At 63.8% G+C, this 17195-nt stretch carries 19 protein-coding genes and 1 pseudogene; 8 read left to right on the top strand and 12 right to left on the bottom strand.

Translation table 11 applies throughout. From position 1 onward, the window contains the following. Positions 1-210 precede the first annotated feature (210 nt). The gene (gene pdxY, locus BLT86_RS07585; protein WP_075748062.1) at positions 211-1089 is read left to right on the top strand and encodes a pyridoxal kinase PdxY; all 879 of its coding nucleotides are present in this window, start codon (positions 211-213) and stop codon (positions 1087-1089) included. On the opposite strand, the gene BLT86_RS07580 is transcribed toward pdxY, so the two are convergent. The 7 genes from BLT86_RS07580 to BLT86_RS07550 form a co-directional block, all read right to left on the bottom strand. After that, positions 1086-1913 carry an ABC transporter ATP-binding protein gene (locus BLT86_RS07580; RefSeq protein ID WP_092375831.1) on the bottom strand — a complete coding sequence of 276 codons (828 nt, stop codon included), beginning with the start codon at positions 1911-1913 and terminating at the stop codon, positions 1086-1088. The genes pdxY and BLT86_RS07580 overlap by 4 nt on opposite strands. Then, entirely contained in the window at positions 1910-2974 is a 1065-nt protein-coding gene (locus BLT86_RS07575) for a FecCD family ABC transporter permease (protein WP_092375829.1), read from the bottom strand. Before BLT86_RS07575 ends, BLT86_RS07580 begins: the two co-directional genes overlap by 4 nt. 1 nt (position 2975) lies before the next feature. Beyond that, complete coding sequence (locus BLT86_RS07570; RefSeq protein WP_092375826.1) at positions 2976-3977, bottom strand: FecCD family ABC transporter permease; 1002 nt, start codon at positions 3975-3977, stop codon at positions 2976-2978. After that, positions 3977-4891 carry an ABC transporter substrate-binding protein gene (locus BLT86_RS07565; protein ID WP_075748054.1) on the bottom strand — a complete coding sequence of 305 codons (915 nt, stop codon included), beginning with the start codon at positions 4889-4891 and terminating at the stop codon, positions 3977-3979. Before BLT86_RS07565 ends, BLT86_RS07570 begins: the two co-directional genes overlap by 1 nt. A 183-nt stretch (positions 4892-5074) precedes the next feature. Continuing rightward, positions 5075-5776 (bottom strand): glutamine amidotransferase, encoded by a 702-nt coding sequence (locus BLT86_RS07560; protein WP_092375823.1) that lies wholly within the window; start codon positions 5774-5776, stop codon positions 5075-5077. 12 nt (positions 5777-5788) lie between these two features. Continuing rightward, the gene (locus tag BLT86_RS07555; RefSeq protein ID WP_092375819.1) at positions 5789-6802 is read right to left on the bottom strand and encodes a homoserine dehydrogenase; all 1014 of its coding nucleotides are present in this window, start codon (positions 6800-6802) and stop codon (positions 5789-5791) included. Between the two features lie 18 nt (positions 6803-6820). Next, the gene (locus tag BLT86_RS07550; RefSeq protein WP_092375817.1) at positions 6821-7243 is read right to left on the bottom strand and encodes a VOC family protein; all 423 of its coding nucleotides are present in this window, start codon (positions 7241-7243) and stop codon (positions 6821-6823) included. A gap of 102 nt (positions 7244-7345) precedes the next feature. Here BLT86_RS07550 and BLT86_RS07545 point away from each other — a divergent pair, with 102 nt between their 5' ends. Then, positions 7346-8215 (top strand): LysR family transcriptional regulator, encoded by an 870-nt coding sequence (locus BLT86_RS07545; RefSeq protein ID WP_092375814.1) that lies wholly within the window; start codon positions 7346-7348, stop codon positions 8213-8215. 125 nt (positions 8216-8340) lie between these two features. Further along, positions 8341-8991: an oxygen-insensitive NAD(P)H nitroreductase gene (gene nfsB, locus BLT86_RS07540; protein ID WP_079783636.1), complete on the top strand. Its 651-nt coding sequence runs from the start codon at positions 8341-8343 to the stop codon at positions 8989-8991. Between the two features lie 42 nt (positions 8992-9033). Here the strand turns inward: nfsB and BLT86_RS07535 are convergent, their stop codons facing one another. Further along, positions 9034-9429 (bottom strand): RidA family protein, encoded by a 396-nt coding sequence (locus tag BLT86_RS07535; RefSeq protein WP_092375811.1) that lies wholly within the window; start codon positions 9427-9429, stop codon positions 9034-9036. A 139-nt stretch (positions 9430-9568) separates the two neighbouring features. Between BLT86_RS07535 and BLT86_RS07530 the strand changes: the two genes are divergently transcribed. The 4 genes from BLT86_RS07530 to BLT86_RS07515 all read left to right on the top strand — a co-directional run bounded on the left by BLT86_RS07530 (position 9569) and on the right by BLT86_RS07515 (position 12730). Next, positions 9569-10489, top strand: a complete 921-nt coding sequence (locus BLT86_RS07530; RefSeq protein WP_092375809.1) for a LysR family transcriptional regulator — start codon at positions 9569-9571, stop codon at positions 10487-10489. A gap of 182 nt (positions 10490-10671) precedes the next feature. After that, on the top strand, positions 10672-11262 hold the full coding sequence (locus tag BLT86_RS07525; protein WP_092375806.1) for a TetR/AcrR family transcriptional regulator: 591 nt from the start codon (positions 10672-10674) through the stop codon (positions 11260-11262). Positions 11263-11271: 9 nt separating this feature from the next. Further along, on the top strand, positions 11272-11751 hold the full coding sequence (locus tag BLT86_RS07520; RefSeq protein ID WP_092375803.1) for a nuclear transport factor 2 family protein: 480 nt from the start codon (positions 11272-11274) through the stop codon (positions 11749-11751). A 67-nt stretch (positions 11752-11818) separates the two neighbouring features. Continuing rightward, a complete protein-coding gene (locus BLT86_RS07515) occupies positions 11819-12730 on the top strand; it encodes a LysR family transcriptional regulator (protein WP_092375800.1) in 912 nt (303 codons plus the stop codon). A gap of 7 nt (positions 12731-12737) precedes the next feature. Here the strand turns inward: BLT86_RS07515 and BLT86_RS07510 are convergent, their stop codons facing one another. Next, positions 12738-13016, bottom strand: a complete 279-nt coding sequence (locus BLT86_RS07510; RefSeq protein ID WP_092375795.1) for a peptidylprolyl isomerase — start codon at positions 13014-13016, stop codon at positions 12738-12740. Positions 13017-13164: 148 nt separating this feature from the next. On the opposite strand from BLT86_RS07510, the gene BLT86_RS07505 reads away from it, so the two are divergent. After that, entirely contained in the window at positions 13165-14385 is a 1221-nt protein-coding gene (locus tag BLT86_RS07505; protein WP_031306579.1) for a PilT/PilU family type 4a pilus ATPase, read from the top strand. A 184-nt stretch (positions 14386-14569) separates the two neighbouring features. Here the strand turns inward: BLT86_RS07505 and BLT86_RS07500 are convergent. From BLT86_RS07500 to BLT86_RS07490, 3 genes and pseudogenes are all read right to left on the bottom strand, one after another. Next, positions 14570-15320 (bottom strand): annotated as a pseudogene (locus BLT86_RS07500) (substrate-binding periplasmic protein). 68 nt (positions 15321-15388) lie between these two features. After that, entirely contained in the window at positions 15389-16342 is a 954-nt protein-coding gene (locus BLT86_RS07495) for a sensor domain-containing diguanylate cyclase (protein WP_092375790.1), read from the bottom strand. Continuing rightward, positions 16329-17156, bottom strand: a complete 828-nt coding sequence (locus BLT86_RS07490) for an alpha/beta fold hydrolase (protein WP_092375787.1) — start codon at positions 17154-17156, stop codon at positions 16329-16331. Before BLT86_RS07490 ends, BLT86_RS07495 begins: the two co-directional genes overlap by 14 nt. Positions 17157-17195 lie beyond the last annotated feature (39 nt).

Below are 17195 nucleotides of genomic sequence, written 5' to 3'. Positions count from 1 at the left end.
GCGCCCGGTTCGAGGGCATTGTCCGGAGTGTCAGCAAGTCTTGGTAGCACACCTCAAATCTCTGGCTTGCGTGAGGCGTTCAAGCTGTTGCGACATAACTCAGCCGCTAGGCACCGTCTCTAACAGTTCGGCGCTTGAACAGGTAGTGGTATGCCCGGGCCGCTTGGCGAATAATCTGCGCCTCGTCGTACCCAGCCAGCAGAGATCGTCATGAGCGCCACGCTACCGCCCCTCGTTCTGTCCATTCAGTCGCATGTCGCCTGGGGCCATGTCGGCAATGCTGCTGCGGTTTTTCCGTTGCAGCGGTTGGGCTTCGAGGTGCTGCCGCTTCACACCGTACAGTTCTCCAACCACACCGGTTACGGCCAGTTTCGCGGCCAGGTGTTCGCTGCCGAGCATGTACGCGAGGTGCTGTTGGGGCTGCGTGAGCGTGGGGTGCTGCCGCGCCTGGCGGCGGTGCTGTCCGGTTACCTGGGCGATGCCGATACGGGGCGGGTGATTCTTGAGGCGGTGGGCGAGATTCGTCAGCACAACCCGTCAGTGCGTTACCTGTGCGACCCGGTGATGGGCGACGTCGGGCGCGGCGTGTTCGTCAACCCGGCGATTCCCGATTTTCTCCGTGATCAGGCGATTCCCTTCGCCAATATCATCACGCCCAACCAGTTCGAGTTCGAACTGCTCACGGGCTCTAAACCGGCCAATTTGCAGGAGGCGGTGAAAGTCGCCCGGCAGTTGCGTGGTCGAGGCCCTGACGTGGTGATCGTCACCAGCCTGGCGACGCCGGATATCCCTGAAAGCGAATTGGGCACGCTGGCGGTGAACGGCGAGGGCGCCTGGCTGGTGAGCACCCCGCGCCTGGCGCTGCATCCATTGCCCAATGGCATGGGCGATGTGTTCTCGGCCACGTTGTTGGGCCGGTTGCTGGCCGGGCAGGCGTTGCCGCAGGCTCTGGAGCTGGCCACGGCAACGCTATACGCCTTGGTCGAGCAGACTGCGGACGGCGCGCGCGACCTGCCGTTGGTCGCCGCGCAGGAGCAGATCGTGATGCCGGGCAAGCGCTTCGTGGCCCGCCAGCTTTCCATGGGTTAAGGCTGAAGCCTACTGACCCCCGCAATCACCGGCGTGCCGCTCATTGGATCGCGCAGCAGCGTGCAGCGTACGCCGTACAGGCGTTCGACCAGCGCCGAGGTGACGATCTCGTTGGGGCGGCCGCTGGCGACGATCCGGCCCTGGTGCATGGCGATCAGGTGGTCGGCGTAGCGGCAGGCGCTGGAGAGATCGTGCACCACCATGACGATGGTCTTGCCGGCGGCGGCCAGTTGGCGGATCAGTTCGAAGACTTCGATCTGATGGCCCAGATCCAGTGCCGAGGTGGGTTCGTCGAGTAGCAGCAGAGGCGTGGCCTGGGCGATGGCCATGGCGATCCAGGCGCGCTGGCGCTGGCCGCCGGACATCGACTCCAGTGGTCGGTCAGCCAATTCGATCAGATCGGCCGCCGCCAGAGCGGCGTCGACGATGGCCTGGTCTTCCTCGCTCCACTGGCGCAGCAGGCTCTGGTGCGGTTGGCGGCCGAAGCGGATCAGTTCGCTGACCGTCAGGCCATCGGGAGCTGAGGCGTCCTGGGGCAGCAGGGCGAGCCGGCGCGCCACTTCACGCGACGGCAGGCTGCCAATGGCCTTGCCGTCGAGCAGTACGCTGCCGGAGATGGGCTTGTGCAGGCGAGCGAGACCGGCCAGCAGGGTGGATTTGCCGCAGCCGTTGGGGCCGACGATGGCGCTGACCTGGCCACTGGGCATCAGCAGGTTGAGGTCTTCGATGATGCGGGTCTGGGCGTAGCCCAGGCTCAGGTTGCGGGCTTCGAGGCGCACGTCGGACTGGCGCGCGTCGCCGAGCAGTGAGGAAAGCAGGGTCATGTCGAACTCCGTGGGGCCTGACGCAGCAGAATCCACAGCAGGTAGGGGCCGCCGACCACGGCGGCGATGATGCCGACCGGGATTTCGATGGGCGCCAGCAGGGTACGGCCGAGCCAGTCGGCGAGGATCATCATCAGCGCGCCGGACAGCGCCGCGTTGAGCACCGGCACGCCGTGTCGGTTGCCCAGGTGGCGGGCCATTTCCGGTGCCGCCAGGGCGATCAGACCGACCGGGCCGACCACGGCAACGGCCAGCGCCGTGAGCCAGACGCACAGCGCCAGGGTGAGCAGGCGCATGCGTTGCAGGCGCACACCGAGGCCGATGGCGACGTTGTCGGAAAAGCGCATCAGGCTCAGGGCATTGACCAGCAGCTTGGCCAGCGGCAGGCCCACGGCCAGGCCGATGCCGAGCAGCAGCACCGAGTCGGCCGGGCGCGCATTGAGGCTGCCGACCGTCCAGGGGTAGGCGGCGTTGGCGGCGTCCATGTCGCTGCGTGCCAGCATCAGGTTGGTCAGCGCCCCGAACAACGCGCCGATGGCAATGCCAACGACGATGAAGCGATAGCCGCGCGCGCCTCCGCCGGCAGCCAGGGCGAACGTCAGCACCGCTGCGGTGGCGGCGCCACTCAGCGCCAGGGCCGACGGCGCCAGGCTGGTGGGTACGGCGACGATGGAGGCGACGGCGAAGGCGGTGGCGCCGTTGTCGATACCGATCACCCCAGGCGTAGCCAGGCGGTTGCGCGCCAGGGTCTGCAGCAGGCAGCCGGCAGCACCGAGGGCGGCGCCGCTGAGCAGGCCGGCGATCAGCCGCGGCAGGCGCAGCTCCTGAATCAGGAACACCTGCAACGCCTCGCCCTGGCCGAAGGCGGCCTGCAGGGCTTTGCTGGGCGTCAGGGTGTCGTCGCCTGCCGCCAGTATCCAGGTGGCGACAGCGACCAGCAGCAGACTGAGGAACAATGCGACGATCATGCTGCGCCGGTGCAGCAGCAGGCTGTAACCACCCAGGCGCAGCAGATAATGGCCGGCCGGGGCGAGCAGGGGGCGTGAGGAAGAAATGTTCATGTCACAGGGTCGGCAGGCGGTGGTTGCGCACCACGGCAATCAGGATCGGCGCGCCGACGAAGGCAGTCACCACGCCCACCGGCAGTTCGTAGGGGCGCACCAGCAGGCGCGAGATGACGTCGGCCAGCAGCAGGACGCAGGGGCCGAGCAGCATGCTCAGGCCCAGGGTGCGGCGGATATCGGAGCCCACCAGGCGGCGAGCGATATAGGGCACGATCAGGCCGATAAAGGCGATTGGGCCGGCGGCAGCCGTGGCAGTGCCGACCAGTATCGCCACGGCCAGCAGGGTGCCCAGGCGCGTCAATTGCGGATGGTGACCAAGGCCGCTGGCGACGCGCTCGCCCAGCGCCAGGGCGGCCAGCGGACGCACCACCAGCAGCGCCATCAACAGTCCGCCGAGCAGCCCCGGCAGGCTCCAGTCGAGCGTGTCCAGTGGGCGGCCCGCCAGGGCACCGATGACCCAGAAGCGCATTTCATCGGCGGTGCGCTGATCCCATAACAACAGCAGGCTACTGAGCGCGCCGAGTATGCCGGAGAAAGCTGCGCCGGCCAGCACCAGGCGCACGGGGTCGTCACCGACGCCACGCATACGCGTGACCAGCAGCACCAGCACGCAACCCACCAGCGCACCCAGCATGGCGACGCCCAGATGCATGCTGGCAGCCGAGGCGCCCAGGTTGATCGCCAGCACCACGGCGAACGAGGCTCCAGCGCTGACCCCGAGCAGCCCAGGTTCGGCCAGCGGATTGCGCGTCACCGCTTGCAGCAGCACACCGGCCGCGCCCAGGGCGAGGCCGACCAACAGGGCCAGTTCGGTACGTACCCAACGCAGTTCGAAGACGATGAAACGGGCATCGTCATCGCTGCCACCGAGCAGGGCTTGCAGGCTGGGCAGGATGCCGATGTCACCCGCGCCCAACAGCAGGCTGGCGACGCACAAAAGCAACAGGCACAGAGCCGCATAGCTCAGCGCCTGAGGGACGGAAAGGCGTGCTGCGAGCATCAGTCGAGCAGGGCCTTCTCCACGTCATCGAGTACCCGCTGAGCCGCCAGGTAGCCGGAGCTGCTGCTCCAGATCTGGCCGTCGACGGTCACCACATGACCGTCGGCGACGGCTGACAGACGGGTGAAGGCAGGCTGCTTGCGCGCGTCTTCCAGGGCCTTGCGACCATCCGGATTGAGCGTGGCGAGGAAGATCCAGTCGGCGTTGATGCGTGACAGGTTCTCCAGGCTCAGCACGTCGCTGTGCGGCTTCTGCGCCTGGGCTGCGGCCAGTTCGTTGGCACGCAGGCCGAGGTCTTTCAGCAGTTGGCCAACGAACAGGTGGCTGGACATGATCACCGGCCCCTGCGGGTTCCAGCGCACTACGCTGACTGCCTGGCCCTGCGGCAGACGCTGGCGCAGTTCGGCGCTGCGTTTCTCGATCTCGGCAAGGCGTTGCTGGCCTTCTTCCTGTTTGCCGAGGGCCTGGGCATAGGTCATGTAGGTCTCGCGCCAGTCCTGGAAGGAATTGCCGGCGGGTACCACGGTGGGCGCCATCAGGCTCAGTTTGGCGTACAGGTCGCGTGACAGATCGCTGGAGGCCAGTACCAGGTCCGGTCGCAGGCGCAGGATGGCTTCCAGGTTGGGTTCACGCACGCTGCCCACCAGGGTGATCTTGCCTGCCGTGGTCTTGAGATAGTCCGGCACGTCGTCGCCGCCGCGACTGGCCAGGGTACCGACCGGTTGCACGCCGAGCGACAGCGCCGCATCCAGGGCGCTGTCGCCCAGTGCCACCACGCGCTGCACAGTGCCGCTGATTGTCACTGGACCGTAGGCGCTGTCCAGCGTGCGTTCGCTGGCATGCAGGGGCAGGGCGAGCAGCAGCGACGTGGTAATCGTCGCCGCTGTGCGTTGCAGTTGAGAGCAGATAGACATGCTGGACTCCGGGGCGAAACGAGCAGCGGCAAGCGCTGCTTCAGGCAGGATCGAAAGCAAGCTATCTTTTACTAGGCGAGCTAATGAAAATCCATCGCATTTACGAAGTGTTTACAGGATGCAGGCGCTGAATGAGCCGGCGGTGCCCGAGCCTTGTTATGAGGCTCGGGCCTGCTGCCGTGCTCAGTGCTTCAGCTTGGTGAGCCAGGCGCCTAGCATGATGGTGCCCGCTTGCTCGAGGGCGCTGGCATGACGCTTGGCGTCGTGACGCAGGGTGACGGGATCGATGCCCGAGCTGGCCAGTTCGCTGGCATGGCCCAGCAGCCAATGCTCGAAGCGGTCGCCGCGCACTTCCGGGTGAAATTGCAGACCCAGCACGTTCTGCCCGCGAGCGAAGGCCTGCTGGCGGCATAGCGGGGTCGAGGCGAGCAGGGTGCAGCCTTCCGGCAGGTCGAAGGTGTCGCCATGCCAATGCAGCACGGCGATATCGCGCAGGGCGGCAAGTGGCTGATAGTCGGAGGCTGCCAGCTCCAGGGGCGACCAGCCGATTTCCTTGGCTGGCCCTGGATAGACGCTGGAGCCCAGTGCTGCTGCCATCAGCTGCGCACCGAGGCAGATGCCCAGCGTCGGCTTATCGGCTGCCAGGCGTACGCGCAGCAGTTCCAGTTCAGCGCAGAGGAGCGGGTAGCGGTCGTGGTCATAGACGCCGATAGGGCCGCCAAGCACCACCAGCAGGTCGGCTGCGAGCGGGTCGAGTTGGCTGAGGTCACGTTCCGCAGCGTCGATGTACTCGATCTGGTAGCTGGCAGCGCGCAGCGGTGCCTCGAAGCTACCGAGATCCTCGAAACCGACGTGGTGGATGGCTTGCAGGGTGCGTTGGGTCATGCGCAATGTCCGTCAATAAAGCAGGGGGGAGCGCCCCCTGGCCTGGAGAATATGTTCGAAGTCCTTTAGCGCGGCGGCAGCGGTGGCGAGGGGTTCAGCGCCGCCGCCGATGGCGATCGTCTCGCCCATGGCGTCGCTGCTGATGCGGATCGCCTTGTTTTTCCCGTTCACCTGAGCGAAGGGATCGGACAGCGGATAGGTCTTGATCCCGACGCTGGCGCGGATCGCGCCGTCCCTGTAGCTGAGGTTGCCGACCAGACGGGGAACCAGGCCCTGTGCTCGCCAGGCTTCGATACGTTGCGCGGTGATCGAATGGATGCCATCGACCTCGACGTCAGCCATGGTCAGCTCGGCGCCAAGGCCGAAGTTGGCCAGTAGCAGGAGCTTGCAGCCGGTGTCCCAACCTTCGGTGTCGTTGCGTGTATCCGCTTCGGCGAAGCCGCCGGCCTGCGCCTCACGCAGTGCAGCGTCGAAACCGAGCCCCTGGGTGCGCATGGCATCGAGCAGGTAGTTGGTGGTGGCATTGAGAATGCCCTCGATGCTGAGCACCTTGCAGCCGGCCAGGCTGTACTCGAGCAGGTCGAGCGTGGGCAGGGCGGCGGCCGCTGCGCCACTGAGTTTCAGCTGCGCTCCGGAGGCGCGCGCCAGTTCGCGCAGGCGCGGCCCGCTGTGCACCAGCGCGCCCTTGGAGATGACGACGCAGTCGCGCCCGGCGGACAGCGCCGCACAGAGGTAGTCCAGGCCTGGCCCGCCGCTGCGAAAATCGCTGGGGCCGGCCTCGATCAGCACCTCGGCACCGCTCGCTGCGACGAAATCCGGGCCGGACAGCCCAGGCTGCAGGTCGTCCAGCTGGTTGGCCTGCAGGCCATTGGCATCAGTCAGGCCGGCGCGTGAGCCACATACGGCAACCAGTCGCACGTCCACGCCATAAACCTGGCGATAGTGGTCGCGACGTTGCAACAGCAGGTTGGCGGTGGCGCGGCCAACACCGCCGAAACCGGCGATTGCAACCTTGAGCGTTTGCATGGGGCGTTCCTTTCGCTGTCAGCGGGCGAACAGGTTGTTGATGTCGGCGAAGGCCTTCATTTCGACGGCGTTGCCGCTCGGGTCCTTGAAGAACATCGTCGCCTGTTCGCCCGGCTCGCCCTTGAAGCGGATATAGGGCTTGATGATGAACTCGACACCGGCGGCGCTGAGTTTATCGGCAGCGACCTGCCAGTCGTGCATCGGCAGGACGACGCCGAAGTGGCGCACCGGCACGCCGTGGCCATCGACCGCGTTGGCCGGTACCGCGCCTGCTTCGTCAGGTGCCAGGTGGGCGACGATCTGGTGGCCGTAGAAATTGAAGTCGATCCACTCTGACGAGCTGCGACCTTCGCTGCAACCGAGCAGGTTGCCGTAGAAATTGCGGGCGGCGGCCAGGTCGTCAACCGGAAAGGCCAGGTGGAACGGGCATAGTGCGGCCATCGGGGTTCCCTCGTTGGTGAGTGGAATCATCCTATTCGGCGACAAGCCTCTTAAAAAACTATATGTTCTGATCATGAGCAAAACAAAATATTATCAATCGCCATGATCATCGAACTGCGAACCCTTATCGCGGTAGCGCGCTATGGCACCTTCAGCGCCGCTGGTGAGCGTATCGGCCTGACCCAGGCGGCCGTCAGTGGGCATATGCGCCGCCTGGAAGAAAGCCTGGGGTTCGCCCTGTTCGATCGCACCGGTCGCTCGGCCACGCTGAATGCTGCAGGGCTGCGTACGTTGGCGCGTGCCGAGGCGCTGGTCGCCGGTTTCGATGCCTTGGGCGAGCCGACTCAAGACGAGGAATGGGCCAAACCGCTGGAGATCGGCGCGATCGCCTCGGTGCACGCGACCATCCTCACGCGCGCGCTGGTGCCGTTCCGCCAGCGCTTTGCCAACTGCCGGGTGAATCTGTCGCCTGGCGTTTCCCTGCAGTTGATGGATCGAGTCGAAGCGGGGGAGCTCGACCTGGCGATCCTCATTCGTCCGGCGTTCGAGCCGCCGCGGGAGCTGGAGTGGACGCCGCTGGCATGCGAGAACTACGTGCTGCTTGCCGCCAGCAACGTGGCTGGCGATGACTGGCTGTCGGTGATTCGCGAGCAGCCCTTTATCCGCTATAGCCGCTCCTCCTTCGGTGGTCGCCAGGTGGAGCGCTTTTTACGCGACCACTCTTTAACGTTGCAGGAGTGGATCGAGGTCGACGATATCCAGGCGATGCTGTCGATGGTCGAGAGCGGCCTTGGCGTGGCCGTGGTGCCGTTGACGGAAACCATCCTGCCGCTGCCGGTGAGCGTTCGCGCCATCAGGCTCGGCCCGACGCCGATCCATCGCGAGATCGGTGCGTTGTATCCCAAGGTCAGCCGCTCTGCGGCCGTGGCGGGTTTTATCGAGTGTTTGCAGAGCGCTGGCTTGGCTCGCTAGCGAGTCGATGCCTGCATTTTCATCTGTGCTTTGAAACTCCTAGCGGCTTTGCCTGCTTTTTTCATGCACAGGCATGTTGCAGACTGGCGTCCATTTCGCGTCATCTACCGATCAGGAGAGTGTTCATGAGCCCCGTTTCTTTCGCGCGTCAGCGTTACACCACCAAGGCTTACGATGCCAGCCGCCAGGTGGATCAGGCGATCATCGACGAGCTGCTGGAGTTGCTGCGCCTGTCGCCGTCTTCGGTCAATTCGCAGCCCTGGCATTTCGTCGTGGCGAGCACTGCCGAAGGCAAGGCGCGCCTGGCCAAGGGCGCTCAGAGTGGCTTCGCCTACAACCAGCCGAAGATCCTCAATGCCTCGCACGTGATCCTGATCTGCGCCCGTCGTGACCTCGATGATGCGTACCTGGCCGATGTGCTGCAGCAGGAGGCCGATGATGGCCGCTTCCGCGATGACGCGGCGCGCACCACCCAGCACAACACCCGCAGCAGCTACGTCGAACTGCACCGCGGCCTCGGCGATATCCCGCATTGGGCGGAGAAACAGGCTTATCTGGCGCTGGGCACCTTGCTCCTGGGCGCTGCGGCCAAGGGCGTGGATGCCACGCCGATGGAGGGCATCGACCGCGAGGCGCTGGATGAAGAGCTGGGGCTGGCCGCTCAGGGGCTGAGCAGCATGGTCGCGGTGGCGCTGGGGTATCACAGCGACGGCGATTTCAATGCGGCGCTGCCGAAGTCGCGTCTGCCAGCTGAGCGCGTCTTCACTCACCTCTGAGCCTTTCAGTCGCGCCCTCGTCTGCAGGGGCGCAACCGCTGCTTATTGCGGCAGTTTGGCGATCACCTTGATCTCGAAGTCGAAGCCGGACAGCCAGGTCACGCCGATAGCGGTCACTGTCGGATACGGGGCTTCGCCCCAATAGTCGGCTACCACCTCCCAGATGGTCTCGAACTGCGCGTGCGGGTCGACCATGAACACGGTGGTGTCGACCACGTCTTCGAAGCTGCAACCGGCCTCGGCAAGGATCGCATTGAGGTTGGCGAAGGCCAGGCGTACCTGCTCCTTCAGGTCGGGCTCGGGCGAGCCGTCCTTGCGACTGCCGACCTGGCCGGAAACGAACAGAAAACCGTTGGAACGAATCGCCGGTGAATAGCGATGAAGTTCATACAGGTCATGGCGGTCGGCCGGGAAAACCACATCACGTTTGCTGGTCATTGTTGCCTCCATCTGGGCCACTACGGCCCGCTGTTAACGATGGAATCACTTTAAAAACACGGCAGGGCTGGATAAACGAGCAACTCTGGTCATGACTGTTTGTAGAATCCAAACAATCAAGAGCCGAGAGAGACGTGAAATGGATCGTTTCGATGCGATGCAGGCCTTCGCCCGCGTGGTGGAAACCGGCAGTTTCACCAAGGCAGCCGCCACCCTGCACATGAGCAAGACCAGCGTGACCCAGCTCGTTCAGCAACTCGAAGCACGGCTGCGCGTGCGCCTGCTCAACCGCACCACGCGCAAGGTCAACGTCACCGCTGACGGAGCCGCCTACTACGAACGTGTGGTGCGTCTGCTGGCGGATGTCGATGACGCCGAGACCAGCCTGTCCAGCGCATCGATGGCGCCGCGCGGCCGTCTGCGCGTGGACGTGCCCAGCCCCTTCGCGCGCATGCTGCTGATCCCGGCCTTGCCGGGGTTCTATGCGCGCTATCCGGAAATTCAGCTGACCCTGGGCGTGAGCGACCGTCTCATCGACATCATCGGCGAGAACGTCGACTGCGTGGTGCGCGGCGGTGAGATCACCGATCAGTCGCTGATCGCGCGGCATCTCGGCGATCTGCAACTCGGCATCTACGCCACGCGGGGTTATCTACAACGCGCCGGCACGCCGATGCATCCGCGCGAGCTGGAGGCGGCTGGTCATCACACGGTGGGTTTTCTCTGGTCGCGCACCGGCAAGGCCTTGCCCTATGCGATGCAGCGGGGTGAAGAACGCATCGAGGCCCATGGCCGCCCGCTGCTGACGGTCGACGATGGCAACGCCTATCTGGCTGCGGGCCTGGCGGGCCTGGGTATGCTCTGGCTGCCGCACTACATGGCCAAACCACACCTGGCCAGCGGGGAGCTGGTGCGTTTATTCGAGGACTGGCAGATGAAACCGATGCCGATGTACCTGGCCTTCCCGCCGAACCGCCATGTCAGTGCCAAGCTGCGGGTATTCATCGACTGGGTGGTAGCGCTGATGGCCGAGCATGCGCCAGTGTTGTCGCGGCATTGAGTTATAGCCCAGCGACTGGATCCACCCCTGGAACCGGCGCGGTTGGCATCGGACCAGGTGTCGCGGGTCTCAGCTGAAGCCTGGTTGAGATGCCGTTGATCCTGCGTTTCGAGAATTGAGTTGATTGACGAGAATGATCGTTCTACCTTGTCGAGAACGATCATTCTCTGCGGTTGAACCCCATGCTAGAAGACGCCTCGACCCAACAGCGTTTGCTGCAAACCACTGAAAGCCTGATCTATGCCGGTGGTATCAACGCCACCGGGATGGACGCCATCGTCAAGGCATCAGGGGTGGCGCGCAAAAGCATCTATCGCCTCTATTCGACCAAGGAAGCGCTGATCGCTGCCGCGTTGCGCGCGCGTGATGAGCGCTGGATGCAATGGTTCATCGCCGGCACTTCTGCTGGATCGCCGAGCGAGCGGCTACTGGCCGTGTTCCCACTGCTGCGCAGCTGGTTCTCCGCACCTGATTTCCATGGCTGTGCCTTCATCAATGCGGCAGGGGAGGTCGGTGATCCCGACAGCGAGATCCGCGCCGTCGCGTTGCTGCACAAGCAGCGCTTGCTGGCCTATCTGAACGAGCTGACCACGGCCTGCGGCTTTGCCGATCCCGAGGAGATGGCCAGGCAGTTTCTCCTGCTGATCGATGGCGCAACGGCCGTCGCCATGGTCACCGGCCAGGCCGACGCGGCCGACAGTGCTGGTCGCACCGCGCAACTGCTCCTGCAAACCCTGTCGCCCAGTGATGGGCTAAATCCCCCGCAAGCCTGAGGTGCCGTCATGTCGTCAACTACTGAAGTTCGTCCTCCGTTGCCGCCGTTCACTCGCGAGAGCGCCATCGAGAAGGTCCGCCTGGCCGAGGATGGCTGGAACAGTCGTGATGCCGCCAAGGTAGCCCTGGCCTACAGCCTCGATACGCGCTGGCGCAACCGTGCCGAGTTCGCCAATGGTCGCGATCAGGCGCGTGCCTTCCTCGAGCGCAAGTGGGCCAAGGAGCTGGAGTACCGTCTGATCAAGGAGCTCTGGGCGTTCACCGACAACCGCATTGCCGTGCGCTATGCCTACGAATGGCGCGACGACTCGGGCAACTGGTTTCGCTCCTACGGCAACGAGAACTGGGAGTTCGGCGCCGACGGCCTGATGATCAATCGCTATGCCTGCATCAACGACCTGCCCATTCAGGAGTCCGAGCGCAAGTTTCGCTGGCCCCAGGGGCGTCGTCCTGACGATCATCCGGGGCTATCCGAGTTGGGCCTCTGATCCGGGCTATGTGGCACGGAGGTTGCCGCTTTAATGCGTCGATCACACCGTGCTCCGAGACCCCTGAATGAATCGCAACGACCTGCGCCGCGTCGACCTGAATCTGCTGGTGATCTTCGAAACCCTGATGTTCGAGAAGAACCTGACCCGTGCCGCCGAGAAACTCTTTCTTGGCCAGCCGGCAGTCAGTGCGGCGCTGGCCCGGCTGCGTGATCTGTTCGACGATCCGTTGCTGGTGCGCAACGGCCGTGGTTTCGAACCGACGGCGCGAGCGCTGGCGATTCTCAAGGAGCTGCAACCTGCGATGGACACCATCTCGGGCGCGGTCAGTCGTGCTCGCGAGTTCAATCCAGCGACCAACCGCGACACCTTCCGCATCGGTCTGTCCGATGATGCCGAGTTCGGCCTGTTCCCGGCCTTGCTCAAGCAGATTCGCGAAGAGGCGCCGGAGGTGGTGATCGTGGTGCGCCGGGTTCACTTCCTGTTGATGTCAGCGATGTTGGCCTCGGGGGAAATTTCCGTAGGCGTCAGCTACACCACCGAGCTGCCGGCCAACGCCAAGCGGCGCAAGCTGCGCGAGATGAAGGTCAAGGTGCTACGCGGCGATGACCGCCCTGGCGCACTGACGCTGGACGAGTACTGTTCGCGTCCGCATGCGCTGGTGTCGTTCTCGGGGGATCTGTGCGGCAACATCGACAACGACCTGGCGCGTCTGGATCGCTCGCGCCGTGTGGTGCTGGCGGTGCCGCAGTTCAGTGGCTTGCGCTCGATCATCGCCGGTACGGAAATGCTCGCCACGGTACCGGATTTTGCCGCGGCGGCGCTGATCGAAGGGACCCGCCTGCGTGCCGATGACCCGCCATTCGAGCTGGTCAATTCGGATCTGTCCATGGTCTGGAGCGGGGTGACCGACAACGATCCCGCCGAGCGCTGGCTGAGGAGCAAGATCATCGAGTTCATGGGCGAGCCAGGCGCCTGAGCAGGGCTCAATCGCGATAGAACACCTGGATCAGGTGATAGCCGAACTGGGTCTTCACCGGGCCGTGCACTTCACGCAGCGCCTTCTTGAAGATCACCTGATCCACTGCACGCACCATCTGCCCGGGCCGCACTTCACCGAGGTCGCCACCTTTCTTGCCGGAGGGGCAGGTGGAGTGCTTGCGCGCCAGCATGTCGAAAGCCTCGCCGGCGGCAATGCGCTTCTTCAGCGCGGCGGCTTCCGCTTCGGTCTTGACCAGGATGTGGCGGGCCATTGCCTTTGCCATTGATGGGTTCCTCAAATCTGTCAGGGCGCTATTGTGCCAGCATTCATTGCGCCAGCAGAATGGCGTCAATTTTATGGGTTGTGTGTTGTCCGCAGCGCGGATCAATCATGGCCTATGGTATTTCAATCGCGCTCACGGAAACGCCGCCATGGATCTCCAAGCAATGCTGAAAATCCTGTCCACCCAGGATGGTTCCGATCTCTATCTGTCTACCGGCGCGCCGCCCTGCGCGAAGTTCAATGGCGTGCTCAAGGCGCTGAGCCAGGAGCCGATGAAGGCGGGCGATGTGGCTGCCATTGCCGATTCGATCATGGACAGTGCCCAGCGTGAGGAATTCGAGCGCGAACTGGAGATGAATCTGGCGATATCGCTGGCCGGTGTGGGGCGTTTTCGCATCAACATCTTCAAACAGCGTAACGAGGTGTCCATCGTCGCGCGCAACATCAAGCTGGATATTCCGCGCTTCGAAGACCTCAAACTGCCCGAAGTGCTGCTCGGCACGGTGATGGAAAAGCGCGGCCTGGTGCTGTTCGTCGGCGGTACCGGTTCGGGCAAGTCGACCTCCCTGGCGGCGCTGATCGACTACCGCAACCGCAACAGCGGTGGCCATATCATCACCATCGAAGATCCGGTTGAATACGTGCACCGGCACAAGAAGTCGATCATCAACCAGCGCGAGGTGGGCGTGGACACTCGCAGCTTCCATGCCGCGCTGAAGAACACCCTGCGCCAGGCGCCGGACGTGATCCTGATCGGCGAGATCCGCGACCGCGAGACCATGGAGCATGCCCTGGCCTTCGCCGATACCGGGCACCTGGCGATTTCCACGCTGCATGCCAACAACGCCAACCAGGCCCTGGATCGCATCATCAACTTCTTCCCCGAGGATCGCCGCCCGCAACTGCTCAACGACCTGGGCAACAACCTCAAGGCGTTCGTTTCGCAGCGTCTGGTCAAAACCGTCGATGGCAAGCGCCGCGCCGCGGTGGAGGTGATGCTGGGTACGCCGACGGTGCGCGACCTGATCAAGCGCAACGAGTTTTCCGAGCTCAAGGAAATCATGGAGAAATCCAAGAACCTTGGCATGCAGACCTTCGATCAGGCGCTGATCGACCTGGTGCACGAAGGTGCGATCGACGAAGAAGAAGCGGTGAAGAACGCCGACTCGGCGAACAACGTGCGCCTGAAGCTCAAGCTCCATCGCGACAATCCGGCCAATGCCAGGCCTGCACCCGCCGCCGCTGCGCCGGTGGTAACGCCGGCTCCCGCAGCGAAAGCCGCTGCTGCAGGCGACTGGGGGCTGGAGCTGAAACTGGAGGACATCGAGCAGGAGCAACCGCCGGAAGACCCGGGGCGGCAGGGGATTTAGGGTCTGTACGAAAAGTCGCCGAGCGAAGGTCAGGCAATACCGATGGCGGCCCCGCAAAAACAGGCGAAGAACGGACTGGGCTCGCATTCGAGTTTACGAGCTGTAAATGAGCATTTGACCGGGCTGGCGTTCCAGCCTGTTTTTAACGCAGCATCACCGAGCGCAGGCATTTTTCGTACAGAGCCTAGGGGTCGGGCTGCAGCGGCAAATAGGCCTGACGCAGCCGCTGGCTGACGCCTTCCTCTTCCAGTTCGCTGATGGCGGCGCGCAGTTGTTCGACCAGTTGCGCATCGCAGTCCTTCGAGCAGCCCAGATACAGGCCGGTACTGGCCAGGGTCGGGCTCCTGCGCAGATTCTGCTCGCGATAGGCCGAGCTTTCCCAGATGTACAGCGCCTCCGGCACCCCCGGTGAACCAGGCGTCGATACGTCCAAGGCCGAGCAGATGGGCCGGGTTTTCGCCCAGCTTGAGTTGCACGATCTGCTCGTCGCTGAAACCCTGGCGCTGCAGGATGCCCACCTGCGCCGTGCCCATGCCGACACCTATGCGGCGATAACGCTGACGGGCCTGCATGAAACTGGTGACCGGCTCGTCGAGGCTGAAGAAGGCGCGCTCCAGCTCCATGATCGAGGCAATCCAGGTATATAGCTCCTCGCGCTCTGGCGTTCGCGACAGGGGAATGATCAGCATGTTCCTGCCCCTGGACACGTTGACCTGGGCGCGTGGCCAGGGCTCGGCGACGATGTCGGTGAGTTTGCCGATCCTAGCCAGCGCAGCCAGTACCACGTCACCTGCCATGCCATGGCCGCCCTCGTAATGATGCAGAGTCAGCGGCGGCGCCTCCGGCATGTAGAGCTTGATAGGCTCATCGGCTGATGCAGCTCCGGCCACCAGCAAGGCAAGCAGCAGGCAGAAAAACGTGTTCACGACGAACATCCTGTTGTCATTGTCGCTCCAGTATAGGAGGCGTTTGCAGCCCGATGCAGCGACCGAGCCTGAGCCGGCTACTCGTGCCGAATGCTGCGATTCCTGCCCTGGGCTTTGGCTGTGTAAAGGGCTTTGTCGGCTGCCGCCAGCAGACGCTCCAGGTAGCGGTCGCAGGGTTTCAGGCTGGCGATGCCGATGCTTACCGTGACCGATTCGTTGGCGATCTCAAGCGCCTTGACCTGATCATGCACGCGCTCGGCGATATCGCTGGCTTCAGCGAGATCGGCGTTGGGTAGCCATATCGCGAACTCCTCGCCGCCGTAGCGCACCACGCTGTCGCCACTGCGCACGCTGGCCAGAAGACGTTGCGCCATATCCACCAGAACTCGATCTCCCTCGGCGTGGCCGAAGCGATCGTTGATCTGTTTGAAGTGGTCGATATCAATCAACAAAAGGCTGCCGCAAGCCAGGTCGCTGACGCTGCCGAGCCACTGCTCGACATGCACTGACAGCGCTCTGCGATTACTCAGCGCAGTCAGTGGGTCGGTATGGCTCAGTTGTGCAAGCTGCTCGGCTTCACTCTGAATTTCCACCGCGTAGTTGGCCAACTGGGCGTAGGCGCTCTGCAGCGCCAGGTTGGCCTTGGCCAGTTGTGCTGCGCTTTCCTGCGCCTGTTCGCGAGCCTTGAGCAGCTCTGCCTCGAAACGTTGGCGATCCTTGGCGACGAAGAACAGCCAGATAACCTCCGGCGTGGCATCGACTTCGCTGATGCGTGCGTTGGCCATGACGGGTATTGCCTGGCCGTTTTCTGATTGCAGTTGCAGGTAAAGCTCACTGAACTCGCCGTTGCGCAGCAACAGGGGCCAGGCGTGGGTATGCAGGAAGATGCGACTGGCCGGCGGAAAGAACTGATCCATGCCTTCGGCCGCGCCCGCACCTGCCAGGCGCTTGAAATCGCAATTGGAGTGCTTGATTCGGCCGTTGCAGTCAGTGACCAGTACCGGGCCGGGTAGGCGATCAAGATAGAACACGTGTGCGTGCTCCCTGCAGGTAGCGATGCATGGTGGCGCTCACCAGTTCAGGATGGCTCATGTGCGCGCAATGGCCGCTGACGTCCAGCGTTTCCAAGGTGCTGCCCGTGAGTGCGCTATGCAGATAGTCGGCAACTGATGTGGGAACCAGTGCATCACGCTGGTGGTGCAGGATCAGGCTGGGCGACGGACACGACTGTAGCGCCGGGCGGATATCGGAAAAGAAGGTAGCTTGAGCGAAGGCATGGGCCATGATGGGGTCGGTCGAGCAGAAGCTGTCGGAGAGCTGCCGGGTGACTGCGGGAGTCTCGTCGGCCGATACCAGTGGTGCGAACTGCTGGGCCCAGCCCAGATAGTTATGGGCCATCAGCTCCAGCAGTCCTTCCAGGTCACTGCGTTCGAACCCACCGCGATAGTCGGGCGGATCGTTGAGAAAACAGGGGGAGGGGCCGAGAAGAATCAGCCGGGAGAACAGCTCGGGCCGCCTGATGGCAGCAAGAATGCCGACGCTGCAACTGATCGAGTGGCCAACGAAGGTCAGATCACCCGAGAGTTCGAGCGCGTCGCATACCTCCAGAAGGTCTTCTACGTAGCCCTCCAACTGGGCATAGCGGGCAGGGTGGAAGGCGCTGGCATCGGAGCGGCCGCTGCCGACATAGTCAAACAGCACCTGGTGCCAGTGCTGGCTGAAGGCTGGCGTGACCTTGCTCCACATCTCCTGATTGCAACCGAAGCCGTGGCCGTAGATGAGCGTTGGGGCATCGGCCGTTTCCGCTTTCAAGCGTTGAACGTTGTTGCGCTGGATGATGTTCATGCCGCCACCTTGCCATGTGCCGAGTTGGCCTTGGCCAGG

The organism is Pseudomonas sihuiensis (genome assembly GCF_900106015.1).
Classification (GTDB): domain Bacteria; phylum Pseudomonadota; class Gammaproteobacteria; order Pseudomonadales; family Pseudomonadaceae; genus Aquipseudomonas; species Aquipseudomonas sihuiensis.
Note: the sequence above shows the minus strand (reverse complement) of the source record. Positions and strands in the feature narration are given on the sequence as shown.